The sequence below is a fragment of the Candidatus Atelocyanobacterium thalassa isolate ALOHA genome (assembly GCF_000025125.1).
Lineage (GTDB): Bacteria > Cyanobacteriota > Cyanobacteriia > Cyanobacteriales > Microcystaceae > Atelocyanobacterium > Atelocyanobacterium thalassae.
The window spans coordinates 588006-607744 of sequence record NC_013771.1 but is presented as its reverse complement, the minus strand read 5'-3'; the positions used below and the strand labels follow the sequence as shown (position 1 = coordinate 607744).

Sequence of the window (19739 nt, the reverse complement as noted above, 5' to 3'; positions counted from 1 at the left end):
AAGCTTTAAAGAAAAAAGTTATAAACACTATAGAAGTATTGCACTTTAAACTAATTAAAAAGGATAAGGTGTAACTTAAAAATTAATAACAAAATAATAAAAACTTCATTATTAAATTATTATTTTAAAGCAGCAATGTATTGATCTTCCATTAAAAATGCTCCTTGAGTAAATCTAACGCCCCAGTACCCCCCAGGACGAATATCTATAATCACCCCCTGATCTCCAACCTCTAAAATATCAGCAGGTCGTAGCATTGGCATGGGATCAGCAGTTTTAAGGTAAGGAGGACGATGTCTAAGAAAAACTTTGCTACCAATAGTGAGCTTTGGCTTATCCATAAATAAAGTAATATATGTAATTGACTTGTATGATAAATATCATTCTATATTTCTAGCTTTACTTTTACCAACTTTAGTGACTGATATTAGATTAAATTTAAAAGATTAAGACTAGTAAGTTTTCCAGATGTGTTGATGATAGCTTTCTGTATTTGTATAATATTCAGGATCTAAACTATTAGAATATATGTCTTCTTTTTGAACACTAAGGCGAAATTTACACATTTCGCAGTTCATGTTAACTTGATCCTTTTGAATTTCTAATTCCCTTTCTCTCAATATTTTTAGTAGTTGATTATGTATACCAATTTCTGGAAGACAAACAACTTCAACATCACTAGATGATCTTTGTTGTTCGATTGTAATTTGAAAGATTTTTTTAATTAGTGCCCCAGTAAATATAAAATGAGGTAAAACAATAATGCGTTTTGGTTTGTAAGAATATACTTTCTCAAAACCTTCTTGAAGGCGTGGATAAGTAATACCAACAAAGGCTACTTCTAATGCTTGATAACCACTTCCTTCCCATAACATTCGAGCAAATTTATAAGCATCTCCATTAGCATCTGGATCACTAGATCCTCTACCAACAAACAATAGTATTGTTTCAGAACGCTTTATTTTATTAGGATTCGCTTTGTCACTTTCTAAGGTAGCCAACCGATCCACCCATAGTTTTAGAAGATTTGGCGCAATACCAAGATGTCTTCCATAAAAGAAATTCAATTGAGGATATTTTAATTTAGCTCTATCAAGTTCATTTGTAATATCAAATTTATTATGCCGAGCTGCAAACAATAAAATCGGCAAAACCGAAATGTTTGTATAACCCTGTGATATGCATAATTCTATACTTTGACTAATATCTGGCTCTGTTAATTCAAGGAAGCATGGGATTATGGGACGAGAATAGTCTAAAGCTTGATAAACAGAAGCCAATTCAAGAAAGTTTTTTTGACCTTTTGTATCTCTAGTACCATGACCAACCATTAAAAGAGGTCGAGACAAAGGCAAAGGAGAGAAGTTAATAGATTGAAGAAAATCAGAATTATCTAGCCTTACGATAGACATTTATTTTTTATTAACCTTTGAACTGTATAGACATTTATCCGAAAGCGACTAAAATAAAAATTTATCGTAATCATATTTTGCTATTACAATAACGAATTTTGAATTACGGTAAAGTATTTAGACATCATGTACAAAAAATTTCATCCTTTAAAAGGCTTTGCTATCTTACGTATTTAAACAAGATTTTTTTAAAGTATCAATAATATTGTATATGAATTCACCAAAGATTAAAGAATGTTTCTAGAATTTTAATTAATAAATTTTCGTAGCTAATTTTCTACTATAAGGAAATCATTGTTGTCTCCAAATAATATCAGCAATTTTTGCTAGATTTTTCATTTGTGCAACATCATGTATGCGAAGAATATCGACACCATTTACTATTGCACTACAGCAAGCAGCTGCAGTACCAAAAATTCTTTTTTTAGGATTATCTTCTTCAAGAATTTCCCCAATAAACTTCTTCCTAGAGACACCTAATAGTATAGGAGCTTCTAAAGCATGAAAGCTAGATAACTGTTGTAGTAACTCTATATTTTGTTCAGAGCTTTTTGCAAAGCCAATACCTGGATCTATTATCAAATAGTTTTTCTGAATTCCTGCTTTAATAGCTTTTGCAATCCTTTCATTTAACCACTCTATAATGTCTTGAACGAGATTGCTGTAATCTAAATTGGTTTGCATTGTTGTAGGAATACCTCTTGTATGCATAATAACCATAGGTATTTTAAGGTTAGATACAGTACAAAACATTTTGTTGTCAAAGCTTCCTCCTGAGATGTCATTAACAAGATCAGCTCCTGCTTTGACAGCTTCTAATACAACTTTTGAATTAGTTGTATCAATGGAGATAGGTATTGAACTCTCTTTTCTTAATTCTCTAATAATTGGAATCACTCTTAATAGCTCTTCTTGTGTAGTAATAGCAAGAGCTCCTGGGCGAGTTGATTGTCCTCCAATATCAATAATATCAACACCTTCGTCTATCATTCTTTTTGCATGATGTAAAGCTGTTTCTATCTTTAGGAATTCACCACCATCACTAAAACTATCAGGGGTAATATTAAGTATTCCCATTAAGTAAGTACTTTTCCCCCATTCAAAAATACGGTTTCGAATGGTCAAATATTGCATAATCTTAACTTATTAAATACGAAACAGCTTTTCAATAATAATAGTTTTCACTTATTTGTTTTAATAATTTATAATTTCAGAAAAGCTAAGAGGATTTAGACTTGCTCCTCCCACCAGAACTCCATCGATATTAGGTTGAGTCATTATTTCGCTAATATTTTTAGGCGTAACAGAGCCACCATATTGAATGGTAATACCTTTATTTGTTACTTGTTCACGTATGATGCCAATTATGCGATTAGCTTCCAAAACATTACAAGTTTCTCCTGTACCGATAGCCCATATGGGTTCATAGGCAATAACTAAATTTCCTTGATCTACATTAACTAAACTTTGTTCTAACTGTTTAACAATAACTTTTTCTACCTCCCCTGCATCTCTCTGCTTTTTAGTTTCTCCAACACAGAGAATCGGTTTTATTTTATGATACTGAGCTGCTATAACTTTTTCATTAACGATTTTATCTGTTTCTCCAAAATATTGACGACGTTCACTATGACCGACTATTACATAGTTTGCATTTAGATCTACTAACATTGAACCAGAAATCTCGCCTGTAAAAGCTCCCTCATTAGCCCAATGTATATTTTGTGCACCTAAGTGAATATTTCCTCCATGTAAACTTTTCGACAAAAGACTTAACAAAGTAAATGGGACACAAAGAACAATATCTGCTTTCTCTGTTGTGTTTGCTAAATTAAGTTTTAATACTGATAAAAACTCTAGGGCTTCTGCCTGAGTTTTATGCATTTTCCAATTACCTGCAATGATTTTTTTTCTCACAGTTATAATTAACGATAAATAATAATATTGCTTTATAAAATTTAGTTTAATCTGAATAGGGTATATATGACTAGTTATCTTAATAACAAGTATAAACAAAACTCCATATCTTATGGCTGAACAGTTATGTAAGTTACGTACAGAAAGAATAATAATTTTATTTAAGGAAAAGCTTTAATTCATTTTTATTTTCCCCTTAAAATTAGGCTACTTTAGCATTTCTCATAAATACTTAAACATTTTTTATTTATAGGGAAAAGATAAAACTAAGGACCGAAAACGCTTCAATATCAGAATATAAAGTATCTTGATGCAATGAGATATTGGCAAAACTTCATCTAATAAAAGATATTTTTATTTATGAGTAATGATCTTATTAAGATTATTTTTGTATTACAATGTTTTTCTATTAAATGTATTCTTCAAAAGTTTCTTCCTTACTATACACTTAGCAAAGTTTCTTAAAAAGCTATTATAGTAACGGAAGTAGTATTACTGATTATGTCACTAAAATTGTCATAGGAAAATTTACATATCAGAATATTAAAAGATAAATGTACTACGGATAATTTCACTTGAAATGGAACAATCAAATAATCCTAATTTTTTATTAGATGAATATTTACTGAAAGCTGGAATAATTTTTTTACCTATTTCTACAGATTTAGGAGCCATATTTATAACCTTAGTAATATTAAATCTCTGGAAGAAAAAATATAAAAGTATAATTAATGATCCTCTTAATCAGAGTTTTGGTCTGCTTTTTGTCTTGTTGGTTATTGTTTCCATATTAGCAATTTATCCAATTTTAAGTTTTGGAGGATTAGCTAATTTTATTCCCTCTATTCTAATGGTTATGTCTTTTCCATTCTTATTAAATAACTATAATAGATTGTATAAGCTTGCTTGGTGGCTAGTTTTAGTTTCTCTTCCACTCTGCTTTTTTGGTTTCATGCAATTGTTTTATGGCTGGGAAACCCCGCTATTCCTTAATAAAGTAGGTATTCAATTAATCGCATATGGACGTCCTGAAGGAAGAGTATCATCTTTCTTTATGTATGCTAATACTTTAGCTTTTTATTTGGTAACTACTTTCACATTATCATTAGGTTTATGGATTTATCATTATCAAAACAGAAAAAATTTTAACGGCTACCAAAATAGTTTTCAATTGTCAATTCTTTTAATCGCTGTTTTTGCTAATGGTTTGGGATTAATATTAACCCATTCTCGTAGTGCATGGGGTCTTGCTTTATTAAGCTTAATTTCTTTTGTAGCATATTTAGAATTGTACTGGATTCTTATTTGTGTAATACTGCTAATTTTTCTTATTGCATGGGCAGCATGGTTTCCTTTTTATCAGCATATAGTACGTGAAATTATTCCTGATTATTTCTGGGCTAGGTTGACAGACGAATTGTATGATGATCGACATATAACTGCTTTAAGAACAACGCAGTGGAGTGTCGCATGGGAAATGATGCTCAAGCGCCCTTTTTGGGGATGGGGACTTCGTAATTTTACGCCCATATACCAGCAAAAAATGAACGTTTGGATGGGGCATCCTCATAACTTATTCTTAATGCTATTAGCAGAGATCGGAATCCTGGGAACTTCCCTGTTAAGTATTATTGTAGGTACTATTTTAGGAAAAGCAACTATAAGTTTATTTCAAGTAAAGCAAGCTTGTAGTAGCCACAAATCTTTTGAGAAAAGTATTGACAAAAGAAATAAGAAATTACTTTTATTTACTTATGTAAATGCCTTTATTTTATGTACTATTTTCAATTTATTTGATGTGAGCATTTTTGATTTTAAAATTAATGTAATTGGATGGCTTTTATTATCATCAATTATAGGAGTTGTATATCATAATCAAAGTCCTATTAAGCAAGATTATGATGATAATAATTTGTATTAAAATAAAAATTTATCTAAATAAATATATTTGATATCAAATTATAAAATCAATAAAACAAGTAAAACATAAATGTGATTAACTAATATAAGACAATATTTATATTTAAAGAAGGGTAAAGAATGAAAGCATTAATCAGTGGCTACTATGGACAAGGAAATGCTGGAGATGAAGCATTACTAATGTCTTTGTTGCAAATGCTGCCTTCGAAAATTGAGCCAATTGTTATTTCTGCTGATCCCCAAAAAACTCAACAAAAATATAATGTTAAAACTTGTCCCCGCCTAAATGTTTTTTCACTTTTAGCAGCTTTAAAAGAATCTGATATTTTTATTTGGGGTGGAGGAAGTTTAATACAGGATACTACAAGTTTAGCTAGTCCTATATACTATTTGGGGTTAATGAAACTAGCACAAATGAAAGGATTGAAAACTATAGCTTGGGGGCAGGGAATAGGTCCTTTGCATTATAAATTTACACGCTGGATAACCAAGAAAACTTTGGCCAAGTGTACTGCAATCTCTGTTAGAGACCGTAAATCTGCCAAACTACTATCGGAATGGGACATTCATCATTCTATTGCTCCTGATCCAGTTTGGGCACTACGATCTAAAGACATATCAGACTTTATACAAACCTCACAACCAATAGTTGCTATTAACTTACGCAACCATCCATCATTAACAATTAAGAAGTTAAAAACGTTAACCAATGCATTAGTAGATTTCCAGAAAATTACTAATACATATATTTTATTAGTTCCATTTCAAGCTTCTCAAGATTTTACAATTGCACATCATATCTCTAAAAAATTATCAAAATCTCATGAAATTATTCAAATAGATGATCCACAAAGAATGAAAGGATTATTTAAAAATACTAATATGACTATAGGGATGCGATTACATTGTTTAATCATGGCTGCTTCAGAAAGATCCCGATGCTTTGCTTTAAGTTATGATCCAAAGGTTAAATATTTAATGGAAGAAATAAATATCCCCGGCTGGGAGCTTGATCAACTACCAGATGACTCAGACATGATAAAAGATGCATGGTTAAAGTGTTATTTTACTAGTGCAAAACCACTTAACAGTTCAATACAAAGCTTAAAAGAACGTGCTATGTTACATAAAAAATTGCTTGAGCAAGTAGCTTCGTGATATGTTTAGACAATTTTCTGAAACATTATGGATAACAATTAGCTATTAGTTAACCAAAAATATATTTTCTACTTAATAAAGCTTATTTTAAAAACTAAAAAAGGAGGACAACAGAATTGACCCCCTTATTAGATACTTGAAAAGTATATTTAAGATCTAGTAAACTTCAACATGCCAACGATGCTCTTTTTTAAGTTGTTTGACAAAGGTGCTCCACTCTACACCATTTTGTGCAGCATAAGGACTTAATCCTTCTTCAATACCACTTTCCATACCCTTTAGACCACACATATAGAGATGTGTTTTTGGATCTTGCAATAAGTTCCATAATTTTTCTGCTTGTTCAGCTACTCGATGTTGAATATACATACGTCCGCCTTCAGAATTTTGTTGTTCTCGGCTAATAGCATAAGTTAATTCAAAATTTTCGGGATAATCAGCTTGGATTTTTTCTAAATCTTCTTTATAAAGAATATTAGCTGAATAAGGTATACCAAATATCAACCAAGAGAAACCTTTAAACTTATAATCTGTATGTTGTTCTTTAAACATACGCCATAAAAAAGCTCTAAAAGGTGCAATACCTGTACCTGTTGCCAACATAACAATATTGGCATCTTCATCATCAGGAAGTAACATTTCTTGGCCAACCGGACCACAGATAGATACTTCTGCACCAATTTCAAGATTACATAGAAAAGTAGAACATACTCCATGTACTGTTTCATTAGTTTCAGGATGCTGATATTCTAATTTACGAATACATAAGGAGACAGTTTTGTCATCATTTTTATCTCCATGACGAGTAGATGCAATAGAGTATAGTCTTAGCTTATGAGGTTTTCCTTTTTTCTCATCAACTCCAGGAGGTATAATCCCAATACTTTGTCCCTCTACATAATGAAGATCACCACCAGATAGGTCAAATGTTAAATGCTGAACAATTCCGCTACCTCCTTCACTAACTAAAGAATAGTTTTCCAAACACTTACCAATATATGGACTATTAGGACGATAAATATTGACAGGAACTTTTGTTTTTGCGCTCATAGATTTAGTTTCTTATTTACGTGTTTACAGAGGTTAAATAACCTTTACTCCATTGCAATAGTTGGAGATAGATTTCACAATGTATAAGTACCGAATGACTTAATCTTAATAATACAATGAACTGCATCATGTCTGTGAATTTAAATACACACACTGAGATGACACCATATTTATAACTATCACTACAAATATGTATCTAACAACTTTATTTACCTATTGACTCAAAGTTATTATTAAGTCTAAAAAGTAAATTTATTTTTTTACCCATAATTCATATTATAGTCTTTCTCCTTACACCAGTATCAACTAAAAGTTAGAAAAATATAGTTATGAATCAAATGAATGACAAATTTAAATTGATACATTGATTGAGATTAGCTCAGTATCAAATCAAGGGTTGTTAAGCTTAGACAACTTTTGGCTTTTTGAAATATATTTTCGGTTTTTAGTTTTATCTAAAATCGTTACGTGATTTTGAATAATTTATAGCTTAAATTTTCTATTGAAGAATATTAAATGAATAATGTTTTTAATAGATTTTAGAAATATTTCGAATGAAAAGATGTACTAATTTTTCTCGCTATTCATCATAATAAAAGTAAAAACGGAATTTTAAGAACTGCTGTAGCATGGTAATGTACAAAATAATTGTTTTTAAATAAATTAATAACAGGTTTACATTTATGCTTTTCTGGATTGTTTCAGTTTTAATATTATTTAGTTCAATACAATTTTTTCAATGGATTAAAGATATTATTTCGCCATTACCTATTTATATTTTATCAGGATCATTTTTAGCTATTGCGTCTAATTATGATGACGCTATTTCTGCTACATTTTCATCTTTACGTGCCGATAAAAAAATTATCAACTCTGATAAGATTATGGCTAAAGAATAGATTTAATATTCATAATGAGAAAATTTTTTAATATTTCACAACATATCTATACAGTCTTACTATTTGCACACATAATAATCTATAAATTTTAGATTTTACTGAAATTTATAAATTGTATAATTAAGCTGCATAACTTTTTAAAGAACTTATGTTTTGGATATATACTATATGGACTTATATGCATAAAACTTTATAGTTATTATTTATACAAATAGATGTTAATTTACTCTTAAAATATATCTATCAATATACTTTCAAAAGTTAATAATCTTAAATACATTAAAAAATCATTTTTTAAATACAGTTAAATGCAAACCTTATTTATTACAGGAACAGCTCCAAGCTCTGGAAAAACTCTATTAATCAAAATTTTAGCTATTTATAAGCAAACTTATTTTTGTGAAGAATCTTCAGGAATCTTAGACTTAATACAAGAAGAGCTTGATGAAAACAAATTACCTAACAATTTTTTGTTTAGTTCACCAAACAAGATTAAAATTGTTAGTCGTCAACTACCCAGAGCTGCAACTGTTACAAATTCAGATGATTTATGTTCTAATCTTTTAGGTAAGCTATGGAAAACTTTAAGTTCTTTGCAAAAAGAGCTAGATTTAGTTTTAATTGACGGAGCAGAAAGCTTAAGCTCTCCTATCACAAGAGAAATGTTAATATCTGATATTGTTGGAATATGGGATTTGCCAACTATTTTAATTGTTCCTATAGAATCAAACACAATTAATCAAGCAATAGCCAATATTGCATTAGCAGTAAAAAATAAAGTGAATTTAAAGGGTATAATACTAAACTGCACATCTCCTCTTGTTCAAGAAAGAATTTCTCAGTTAGCACCAATTGATCTTATTCAATCTTTAACAAATATTCCAATTTTAGGCATATTACCTTACATAAAGGATACAGAAGATGCTAAAGAATTGCTTTCTGCTGCCTCTTCAATCGATTTAGAATCACTATTCTATTAACAATTATATTATTATCTTTATTTAGTTTATTTTTTATAAGTACAATCTCGGATTTATTTTATTTTTCTCATTATCTAAGATATTTATAGTATTTGTTGTGATAATCTAAGAACGCCGGCTGTTTTAGAATATTAATAATTTAAATGACCCCTCTTAATAAAAAAATAATTGAAGATTTTAACTATGCACTAATTAAATCTTTTGGTGAAGAGTTTAACAATGTTGATCCTCAGGTATCAATAGCTAAAGATACTAGGCATGCAGATTATCAAGTAAACATTGCTTTTTCATTAGCTAAGAAACTTAAAAAAAAACCACAAGAAATTTCTCAAATAATCATTGGGAATTTACCTGTCAGTCCAGTATATGAAACTCCTTCTATAGGTGGTCCTGGTTTTATTAACTTAAGAATAAAAAAAGGTTATTTAGAGGATCAAATTAAATTATTATGTGAGGATGAAAGACTGGGAATTTTAAAAACTCACAATTCCCAAAAAATAATTGTTGATTTCTCTAGTCCAAATATAGCTAAAGAGATGCACGTTGGTCATCTTAGATCTACTATTATTGGTGATTCACTTTCTCGTATTCTAGAGTTTATAGGTCATGATATTTTAAGGCTAAATCATGTAGGAGATTGGGGAACACAATTTGGAATGCTTATTTCGTATTTAAAAGAGGTATTTCCTAACGCCTTGTATGAAGCAAATGTTCTACAAATTGAAGATTTAGTAAGTTTCTATAGAAAAGCAAAAAAACGTTTTGACGAGGATATTCAATTTCAAGAAATATCTAGAGAAGCAGTAGTTAAGCTACAGCTAGGTAATGAGGAGTATCGTAAAGCATGGAAGCTATTATGTGAGCAGTCTCGCCGAGAATTTCAAGTTATTTATGATATTTTGCAAATTGAATTAACTGAAAGAGGAGAGTCTTTTTACAATCCTTTCTTAGAAGAAATTGTTAATGATTTAGATAAGCAAAAAATTCTAGAAATCAGTGATGGAGCTAAATGTGTCTTCCTGGAAGGATTTATAAATAAATCTGGGAACCCTCTACCTTTAATTGTTCAAAAGTCTGATGGTGGCTATAATTACGCCACTACAGACTTAGCTGCTCTGAAATATAGAATTAATATCGATAAGGCTAAACATATTATTTACGTAACTGATGCAGGCCAATCTAATCACTTTGCACAAGTTTTTCAGATCGCTCAAAGAGCCGGTTTTTTAAGAGAAGAGACAAGTGTATCTCATATTCCTTTTGGGCTTGTTAAAGGGGAAGATGGGAAAAAATTGAAAACTCGGTCAGGAGAAACTATTAGACTTAAAGACTTATTAGATAAGTCAATCTATCAAGCCCGTAAGAATTTAGAAAATCGGTTAAAAACAGAAAATCGAGAAGAGTCTCAAGAATTTATTAATAATGTAGCTAATGTAGTAGGTATTGGTTCTGTTAAATATGCTGATCTCAGTCAAAATCGTAATAGTGATTACATATTTAGTTATGATAAGATGCTTTCTTTACAAGGTAACACTGCTCCTTATATGCTTTATGCCTATGCTAGAATTAAGAGTATTCTAAGAGAAGAAAAAATAAATTATGCTGCATTAGAAAATACTCAAGTTATCTTACAAGATGAGGCAGAAATAGATTTAGCAAAATATTTGTTACAGTTAAATGAAGTGATTGAAATAATTGAAAATACACTTCTTCCCAACCGTCTTTGTGAATATTTGTATGAATTAAGTAAACGATTCAACCGTTTCTATGAAAATTGTCCAGTATTAAAATCAGTGGATTCAACAAAATTTTCTCGATTAGTATTATGTGATTTAACAGCTAGAACTCTTGAGCTAGGCCTTTCCTTGTTGGGAATCGATGTATTAGAAAGAATGTAGACTATGTTTTCACAAGATATTTACTTAAAAAAATTAGATAAGCGATAGTAAATAATTTATGAATTTAAGTCATTGTAATTTTAATAGAAATATTTTTAAAATCAGAGTTAATTATTAGCAAAAGCTTCTTATTATTATTTTAAACTTTGTTTTGTGATTAAATTTCTAATATGGTTTTTTATATCAGTTACTCTTTTCCTAACTACATTATTTATTAACAATTTCTTATCCGTAAATCATGTATATTTTATAAGTTATTACTATTATCTTCACCATAATTTTACTTAAAATCAAATATAGGTTAATTCTAAGTATTACGTTTAAAAAGATAGAAACAACTAAATATTTGATAGCTCTATTTTTATTGTTAAGAAACGTAAAGTAATCATTAACTGAATCTAAAGGATTAACAAAAATTTATGATTTATGAATAAATCATAAATTTTTTAGTAAGATTTGAACTAGTTTGGCTTTATAACAATAATTTTGTGTAATGAAGTTTATACTTTATAAATTATAAAATTTGTTTGATTAAATAAAATGTTATGACAAGAACTGTTCTAATAGAAGAAATAAAATCTGATAATAGTCTAAAAATCCGAAAATGGGTCAAATTTTTTGTATGGAAAATTGCCATTGCTACTCTTCTATTAATGGCAGTAGGAAGTGCAACAAGAGTTATGAACGCAGGCTTAGCCTGCCCGGATTGGCCATTATGTTATGGCCAACTAGTTCCCACTAAACAAATGAATTTACAAGTTTTTTTAGAGTGGTTTCACCGTCTTGATGCTTCTTTGATTGGAATAAGTACTATAACTTTGTTGATAATATCTTGTTGGTTTCGTAAGCAACTTCCCAAATGGTTACCTTGGTCTGCAATGTTAGCACTTATGTTGATTTTGGTTCAAGGAATTTTAGGAGGACTTACTGTTACTAGAATGTTAAGATTTGATATTGTTACTGCGCATTTAGGTACTGCTTTACTTTTCTTTGGAGTGTTAGTAGTTATGGCAGTATCATTAAGTCCTCCTTTAGAAGTTAAAAGTGAGAGCAATTTACACTGGGTTGGATTGCCCGTAACCTTTTTAATATATATTCAATGTTTGCTGGGAGGGTTGGTAGGTTCCCGTTGGGCTTTACACCAATGCCTTGAAGAATCTCAACTATGTACTGTTATGAATAGCCATATTATTGGTGTTATACCGACAACTCTTGGCGTACTAAGTTTAGTTTTTATGGTTTGGCGAAATCAAAATATTCACTCTTCTTTAAAAAAACTTGTCTGGCTTGCTGGAGGAATAATAATGTGCCAAGTTTTTTTAGGGATCGCGACATTTTATCTACGTTTACAAGTAGAACCTTTAACTATAACTCACCATACTATCGGTGTTATCTTATTTGGGACTTTAGTAGCTCTAACAACTCTAGCAATTCGTAGTGTTCCGAGAAAAAACAATTTTCCCTCGGTAGCTCATAAATTATAAATTAATAGAATATGGTGTGGATTCATGATTGGGACTGATGTTGTTTACCGTAACGAAAACTTTTTACAAGTTATCAAAAGCTATTATCAATTAACTAAACCTAGGATTATTCCTTTATTACTTATTACTACAGCTGCATCTATGTGGATTGCATCTAACGGTGAAGTTAATTCTTTTAAATTATTTATAACTTTGCTCGGAGGAACCTTCGCGGCTGCCTCAGCTCAAGTAATGAATTGTATCTATGACCGAGATATTGACTATGAAATGTTAAGAACAAGAACTCGTCCCATCCCATCAGGGCGGGTCAGATCTCGCCATGCTCTTATTTTTGCTTTTATACTAGGGTTTTTATCTTTTAGTCTTTTTGTTGCTTACATTAACCTCCTTAGTGGGTTATTAGCTATGTCTGGCATAGTTTTTTATATGCTGGTTTATACTCATTTCTTAAAGCGTAATAGTTCCCAAAATATTGTTATTGGCGGTGCAGCAGGTTCTATCCCTCCACTTGTCGGTTGGGCTGCAGTTACAGGAGACTTGAGCTGGGCCCCTTGGATATTATTTACTATAATTTTTCTGTGGACTCCTCCTCACTTTTGGGCATTAGCACTTATGTTGAAAGATGATTATGCTCAAGTAGATGTTCCTATGATGCCTGTAGTTGAGGGAGAGGAATCAACAGTACATCAAATCTGGTTATATACATTATTAGTAATTCCATGTACTTTTCTGCTGATATATTCAACAGAAACTTTAGGTTTTTTATATGGTATGTCTGCACTTATTCTAGGAGTTATGTTTGCTCAGAAAACCTGGCTATTAAAACAAAATCCTTTAGATAAAAGTTTAGCTCGATCATTATTCAAGTTTTCTATCCTATATTTAATGTTATTGTGTGCAGCTATGGTTGTTGACAGTCTTCCCATAACTCATAAAGTGATAACAATATTAGGAAATAATCTTAATATTTTTGCAAACTATATTTGGCCTTAGATATTAATGAGGTGGTGAAGTAATAATTTTTTCATCCCCTCATTATAAAAAAGAATGAATTAAAATTTAAAATATATTTAAAAAATAACTGCAAAGTATTACTCACTCTAATCAGAGACATGATGTTAAATAAAGAAATATATCAATATTAAAAGTTCGTCTAACAAGATAAATAATCTAGAACTGAAAAAAATTATAATTTTAAAGAATGTAAAGCCATTTTAACTATTGTGTAGTACGGCTGATGTGTAACATCAATTGTTTTAATTTTTTCATAACCATTTTCTAATAATCCTTTCCTTTGACCTTTATAGATAGATAAAGTCTTTCCTTGTAAATTTTTAATTTTTAGTATTTTATCTTTTATAGAACAAATGTATTGTCTACCGTTAAATTCGAATGTACTTTGAAATTCTTTATTTATAGATTCAGGGAGACGTATACCTACAATTTCTAGCTGAATATTGCTCTTTCCGTTCCAAGAATTCTTAGACAATTTATATGCTATATCTAATTGCTTTGGTAAAGGGTAATATGTTCCAAATCGCCATGCTATAGCCTCAATCTTTTCACCATCATTTTGAACTAGTGATATTTTGAGATGGTTATCTCCTATAATCTTTTGCTTTAATATTATTACATTAGGTGTCCAAAAAATAGGGATAGCATTTCCAATTCCCCAAGGTTGAAGAGAATCAAGTGTTTCATATAGATTATGATTTATATCTTTAAAATTGATTTCACTATCGATTTTAATTAGAGGTTTAATATGGTGTAGCTTAAGATGTTGATGAGAAAACTCACTAAGTCTTTTTTCAAAAGAATTCAAGTATTTCCGTTTTAAGCCAAATCCGCCTGCAGCTTTATGTCCTCCAAATTTATCTAATAAGTCATCACAGTATTGCAAAGCATTGAAAACATCAAATTCTGGAATTCCTCTAGCTGATCCACGAATTTTCTCTATATCGTTTTCTTCATAAGTTCCAATAAAAACTGGTACGCCATAGCGTTCAACTAAGCGAGAAGCAACAATACCGATTACTCCATGGTGCCATTCATCTTTAATTACTACTAAAACTCTTTTTTCTTGATAATTTAAAGGAGTATTTTCTACTAAATTTATGGCTTCTTTTTCAATCTTTTCACATAAAGATTTTCTTACATTATTAATTTCTTCACATTCCAATGCTTTTTCTAATGCAAGCTCAGGATCATCAGTTGTCAATAACTCAATAGCAACTTTGGGATCACCAATACGCCCTACAGCGTTAATTCTTGGACCTAGTTTAAAGCCAATATCATCTGATCTTAATTGCTTTTGCTCATCACTAATACCTGAAACTTTTATTAAAGCTTGAATACCTGGTAATTGGGAATTAGGTAATTGTTTTAAACCCTGCTTAAGCCATCGACGATTAACCCCAATTAGAGGAGCTAAATCTGCAATAGTACCTAATGTAAAAAGCTCTAATAAAGAAGCTATAATGCCTTCTGTTTTATTTAAAGTTTGAGCGAGTGTTAAAGCTAAAATATATGCAACTCCTACTCCAGCTAACCCACTATAAGGTGATTCATGAGATAATAGCTTAGGATTTAAAATAGCATCTGCAGGAGGTAGCTTTTTAGGTATGTCATGATGATCTGTAATAATAACATTTACACCTAGTTCTACGGCTCTTTGAATTGGATCATAAGCTGAAATACCATTATCTACCGTTAATATTAGCTCCACCCCATTTTTAGCTAGATTTTCTACAATTTGTGTATTAATACCGTAACCATCTTTAATTCTGTCAGGAATTTTATAGTGAATATCTCCTCCGAAATATTTCAAAGCCCTCAGCAATAGAGAAGTGCTGGTCATACCATCAGCATCATAATCCCCACAAATTGCAATCTTACTTTTTTCTTTAATAGCCCTTGTTAAAAGGCTAATACTTTTATATAAGTCTGGAAATTCTGCTAGAGGAGGAGGTAAAATTTCTTCATTAGGATTTAAATAAATACGAGCTAAACTTGATGTGTCTATTCCTCGATTTAAAATTACCTTGACGATTAAGTCAGAGATTTTCATTTCTTCAGCTAATAGTTGAATTTTTTCAGGATTAGGCGAAATAACATCCCATCTTTGATTTGGTAGTTTCATGGCAGTTTATTCTAATAATCTTTAAGCAATTATTTTAACAATTATTTAATTATGTCAATAATTCAATGGTATCCAGGTCATATTTCAAAGGCAGAGCGACAACTTAAAGAACAAATAAAAAATATTGATATTATTTTTGAAATTTTAGATGCAAGGATTCCCATTGCTTCGCATCATCCGAATATCAATCAGTGGATTGAAGGTAAACCTAAAATTACTGTACTTAATCGAATGGATATGATACCACAATCTTTATATCAAAAATGGTTAAACTGGTTTAAAGAAAGGGGAGAGACAGCTCATTTTACTGACGCAAAACAGGGAAAAGGAATTAAATCTTTAAATCAATTAGCAAAAGAAGCTGGTAATTTGGTTAATATTAAAAGAGTTAATCGCGGGATGCGACCTAGGCCAGTTAGAGCAGTAGTAATTGGATTCCCGAATGTAGGTAAATCGGCTTTAATCAATCGTTTGTTAGGACGTAAAGTAGCTATTAGCGCTCGGCGTGCAGGTGTTACCAGACAGCTTCAATGGATTCGTATATCTAAAACTATTGAACTTTTAGATGCACCAGGAGTTATCCCAATTAAATTAGAAAATCAAAAAAATGCTATTAAGTTAGCAATTTGTGAAGATATTGGAGAAGCTGCTTATGATAATCAACAGGTTGCAGCTAAGTTAATAGATCTTTTATTAGAATTAAATTTTGAAAAAACTTTGCAATTGCGTTACGGAATTGACCCTCTAGGCATTAGTGGTGAACAATATATTGAAAAATTAGAAAGTAGTTTTTATAAAGGTGGCAAAGAAAGGGTTGCTATGCAATTATTAAATGATTTTAGAAAAGGTATAATGGGCTGTATTCCTCTAGAATTACCTAAAAACTAATCATTTCTAGTTCTTTTTGCTTGGTAACCTAAAACTAATTATTAAATTAAATTTAAAATAATACACTATAGAAATCCTTTATTATATGTTGTTTTAGATAAACAACATAACCTTATAAAATTAAAATTTTGTTCTTTTTTTAAGATCTTATATACAAGGCCTTCTAAGCTATAATACCATCATGTAATTAACACATAAATAACTCTATTAATCTAGTAATTAAAGCTTTGTTTTGAAGTGTTTATTAGATTTTTCAAAAGTTATAATTAACTCTAGTGGATCATTTTATGACTAATCAAAATATTTCTATAATTAATGACTTAGATGATAACTTTTCAAAATCAAAATTAGCACATCAATTTACAAATGGAAGCTCAAAAGAGCAATTTGAATTAATTCCTCAGTTAATTAACATGGGAAATACTGGATGGGAAATCTTAATAGATTTTCTAAAGTTATCAAATATAGATAATATTGACCTTGTACAAGGAGAAGTTTTTCGAGAACTTTATCAAGTTAAGATGCCTGAAACAGAATTGTTTATTCAAGAATATTTCCCAAATGGATTAGCGCCTCTTGATTCTCAAGTAAATATTAACTATAAATCACTCAGTAAATTATTGTTGGAGCAAAACTTTCAAGAAGCAGATACTTTAACTCGAAAAATATTATTAGAATTAGCAGGGGAAAGTGCCTTACAACGCAAATGGGTTTATTTTACAGAAGTTGCTAACTTCCCTGTCATGGATCTTAATACTATAAATACTTTATGGTGGTTGTATTCTGGTGGAAAATTTGGGTTTTCTGTACAAAGGAAACTTTGGTTATCTGCCGGAAAAGACTTTAATACATTATGGCGAAAAATTGGCTGGAAAAAAGGTAATCACTGGACTCGTTATCCAAAAGAATTTACCTGGAATTTAAGTGCACCAAACGGGCATCTTCCTCTTCTTAACCAATTAAGAGGTGCAAGGGTCGCAGATTCTATTTTTTCACATTCCGTATGGTCTGAAAAAAATTGGTAAAGCTATTGAAACTTTAAGAATCCATATGAAAACCATGACGTTCTTTAATCAAATACAAAGGGCGCTGCTTTGTCTCTTCATATATACGACCTAGATACTCCCCTAATATACCTAGTGTAATTAATTGTAGTCCTCCTATAAATAAGGTTGTTACCATTAAAGAAGCATATCCTGGAACATCAATGCCTAAAACTAATGTTCTAATAATTAAAAAACTGCCATACATAAATGATAAAAAAGAAACAGATACTCCCAAATAACTCCAGACTTTTAAAGGAATTAAACTAAAAGAGGTTATACCATCCAAGGCAAAATTCCATAACTGCCAATAATTCCATTTACTAGTTCCCTGAAATCGACTAGGACGATCATATATGATATAAGTCTGCTTAAATCCTACCCATGCAAAAAGACCTTTCATAAAACGAGTACGTTCTGGCATAGTTTTTAAAGCATCGACTACTTTTTTGTCCAGTAAGCGAAAGTCTCCTGTATCTTGAGGAATAGAAACACTACTAATTTTACTAATTACCTTGTAGAATGCATTAGCCGTGAATCTCTTAACTAGGCTTTCTCCTTGTCTAGACCTTCGTTTCCCATAAACAACATCATAACCTTCGCGCCATTTTTGAAGTAACTTCTCAATAAGCTCAGGAGGATCTTGTAAATCTGCATCAATGGGAATAATTACTTGTCCTTGAGCATTTTCTAATCCTGCAGTTAGTGCAACATCCTTACCAAAATTACGAGACAAGCTGATAATTTTAATTTCAGGATAAAGATAGTGATAATTAATCAAATTTTTTAGAGTTTGATCTTGACTGCCGTCATCTACACAAATAACTTCATAAGATAAGTTAAGACGATCTAAAACTCCTAGAACTCTTGTAAAAAGATGTTCTAGGCCTCGTTCTTCATTATAGAAGGGAATGATAACTGACATCTCAATCTGGTTTGTGTTAGGATGCATGGGCCACTCAATAAATATCAATATTATATAAGATTTAGTAACTACATATAGTTATATATTTACTGTATATTAAATTAATTCTTGATATTAAGAAAGTTTATTAATTGTTAGTAAGAATATAGGTAATCAGAGTTTTTAGAGATAAAACTTAAAATATTTATTGTATTTAAATCTTATTTATTATTAGTTTCCCTTTGTACACCGCACAAAGACTTAAACGATCAAATTTGGAACTACATATGCGCAATACAAGTGAAGTATCCCTCTTCTATTAATTTTTAAAATAAGTATTAGTTTCTTTTTTAAAACACTAACTAAATCAAGCTTAATTAATACAATGACTTATACTTAAGTTTTTGGTATGAAATAAATATACAAATAGTTAGTAATTAGATATCTTTTATATTTACAATACTTATGTTTAATTTTTAAGCGTTCTAAGACTATTCATTTAAAAACTTGTATTTTGTTTATCAATATATAAATTTTAGTTTAGACATATGAAAAGATTAATCAGATTCCCTTTGTTGTCGTCAGTTATCATTTTACTTACATATGGTTCTTTCGGTTGGTATTTAGGTAGCTCAGTTTCTGATTGGAGTTACTGGTTAGGACAAAAAGTTAATGCTTACGGTTTAACAATGAGGAATGAAACATTTTTCTTATTAATACATTTAATCGCAGTTTTAATCATTCTACTAATTATTATAGGATTATCTATTCCAGATATTATTTTAATTATAATTTTTGGAAATAGTTTTAAATCAGATAGTAAAGCTATGATAACTGTTTTTTTGTGGTCACTAATAACAGTCTTTTTATTAAGATGGATTGCAAATGTTTCTATAATATTTTTACTAATTTGTAGTACAGTCTTAGCTAAATTAGAAATGCAAAAATTTAATATTTCAAGATATCAAATTATAATTAATTTATTTATCATCTGTTTTAGTGGATTTGGATTTGGTTTACTTAGTTACTATGAATTTCACTAATATT

General features: G+C 30.2%; 16 protein-coding genes and 1 pseudogene. 10 read left to right on the top strand and 7 right to left on the bottom strand.

What is annotated here, in order from left to right; all coding sequences use genetic code 11:
- Positions 1–119 precede the first annotated feature (119 nt).
- From sipA to tpiA, 4 genes are all read right to left on the bottom strand, one after another.
- Positions 120–341 (bottom strand): regulatory protein SipA, encoded by a 222-nt coding sequence (sipA, locus tag UCYN_RS02535; RefSeq protein ID WP_012953935.1) that lies wholly within the window; start codon positions 339–341, stop codon positions 120–122.
- 111 nt (positions 342–452) lie between these two features.
- Positions 453–1412 (bottom strand): sirohydrochlorin chelatase, encoded by a 960-nt coding sequence (locus UCYN_RS02530; protein ID WP_012953934.1) that lies wholly within the window; start codon positions 1410–1412, stop codon positions 453–455.
- 291 nt (positions 1413–1703) lie between these two features.
- The gene (gene folP / locus UCYN_RS02525; protein ID WP_012953933.1) at positions 1704–2546 is read right to left on the bottom strand and encodes a dihydropteroate synthase; all 843 of its coding nucleotides are present in this window, start codon (positions 2544–2546) and stop codon (positions 1704–1706) included.
- A 60-nt stretch (positions 2547–2606) separates the two neighbouring features.
- Positions 2607–3329 carry a triose-phosphate isomerase gene (tpiA, locus tag UCYN_RS02520; RefSeq protein ID WP_012953932.1) on the bottom strand — a complete coding sequence of 241 codons (723 nt, stop codon included), beginning with the start codon at positions 3327–3329 and terminating at the stop codon, positions 2607–2609.
- Between the two features lie 580 nt (positions 3330–3909).
- Between tpiA and UCYN_RS02515 the strand changes: the two genes are divergently transcribed.
- Both UCYN_RS02515 and csaB read left to right on the top strand, forming a co-directional pair.
- On the top strand, positions 3910–5250 hold the full coding sequence (locus UCYN_RS02515) for an O-antigen ligase family protein (RefSeq protein ID WP_012953931.1): 1341 nt from the start codon (positions 3910–3912) through the stop codon (positions 5248–5250).
- A 119-nt stretch (positions 5251–5369) separates the two neighbouring features.
- Positions 5370–6407: a polysaccharide pyruvyl transferase CsaB gene (csaB, locus tag UCYN_RS02510; protein WP_012953930.1), complete on the top strand. Its 1038-nt coding sequence runs from the start codon at positions 5370–5372 to the stop codon at positions 6405–6407.
- Positions 6408–6563: 156 nt separating this feature from the next.
- Here csaB and UCYN_RS02505 read toward each other — a convergent pair.
- Positions 6564–7448 (bottom strand): annotated as a pseudogene (locus UCYN_RS02505) (ferredoxin-NADP reductase); the annotation flags it as partial.
- Between the two features lie 692 nt (positions 7449–8140).
- On the opposite strand from UCYN_RS02505, the gene UCYN_RS02500 reads away from it, so the two are divergent.
- The 5 genes from UCYN_RS02500 (at position 8141) to UCYN_RS02480 (ending at position 13711) form a co-directional block, all read left to right on the top strand.
- The gene (locus UCYN_RS02500) at positions 8141–8356 is read left to right on the top strand and encodes a hypothetical protein (protein WP_012953928.1); all 216 of its coding nucleotides are present in this window, start codon (positions 8141–8143) and stop codon (positions 8354–8356) included.
- A 308-nt stretch (positions 8357–8664) separates the two neighbouring features.
- The gene (locus UCYN_RS02495; RefSeq protein WP_012953927.1) at positions 8665–9336 is read left to right on the top strand and encodes a dethiobiotin synthase; all 672 of its coding nucleotides are present in this window, start codon (positions 8665–8667) and stop codon (positions 9334–9336) included.
- Positions 9337–9479: 143 nt separating this feature from the next.
- Positions 9480–11234, top strand: coding sequence for an arginine--tRNA ligase (argS, locus tag UCYN_RS02490; RefSeq protein ID WP_012953926.1), 1755 nt, complete (start codon positions 9480–9482; stop codon positions 11232–11234).
- A 545-nt stretch (positions 11235–11779) separates the two neighbouring features.
- Positions 11780–12718: a COX15/CtaA family protein gene (locus tag UCYN_RS02485; RefSeq protein WP_012953925.1), complete on the top strand. Its 939-nt coding sequence runs from the start codon at positions 11780–11782 to the stop codon at positions 12716–12718.
- A 24-nt stretch (positions 12719–12742) separates the two neighbouring features.
- On the top strand, positions 12743–13711 hold the full coding sequence (locus UCYN_RS02480) for a heme o synthase (protein WP_012953924.1): 969 nt from the start codon (positions 12743–12745) through the stop codon (positions 13709–13711).
- A gap of 193 nt (positions 13712–13904) precedes the next feature.
- Here UCYN_RS02480 and recJ read toward each other — a convergent pair whose 3' ends face one another.
- Positions 13905–15857, bottom strand: coding sequence for a single-stranded-DNA-specific exonuclease RecJ (gene recJ / locus UCYN_RS02475; RefSeq protein WP_012953923.1), 1953 nt, complete (start codon positions 15855–15857; stop codon positions 13905–13907).
- A gap of 51 nt (positions 15858–15908) precedes the next feature.
- Here recJ and ylqF point away from each other — a divergent pair, with 51 nt between their 5' ends.
- Positions 15909–16745, top strand: coding sequence for a ribosome biogenesis GTPase YlqF (gene ylqF / locus UCYN_RS02470; protein ID WP_012953922.1), 837 nt, complete (start codon positions 15909–15911; stop codon positions 16743–16745).
- Between the two features lie 287 nt (positions 16746–17032).
- Complete coding sequence (locus UCYN_RS02465) at positions 17033–17770, top strand: GUN4 domain-containing protein (RefSeq protein WP_012953921.1); 738 nt, start codon at positions 17033–17035, stop codon at positions 17768–17770.
- A 13-nt stretch (positions 17771–17783) separates the two neighbouring features.
- Here UCYN_RS02465 and UCYN_RS02460 read toward each other — a convergent pair whose 3' ends face one another.
- Positions 17784–18740: a glycosyltransferase family 2 protein gene (locus tag UCYN_RS02460; protein ID WP_012953920.1), complete on the bottom strand. Its 957-nt coding sequence runs from the start codon at positions 18738–18740 to the stop codon at positions 17784–17786.
- A gap of 500 nt (positions 18741–19240) precedes the next feature.
- On the opposite strand from UCYN_RS02460, the gene UCYN_RS02455 reads away from it, so the two are divergent.
- Positions 19241–19735, top strand: a complete 495-nt coding sequence (locus UCYN_RS02455) for a hypothetical protein (protein ID WP_012953919.1) — start codon at positions 19241–19243, stop codon at positions 19733–19735.
- Positions 19736–19739: the final 4 nt, after the last annotated feature.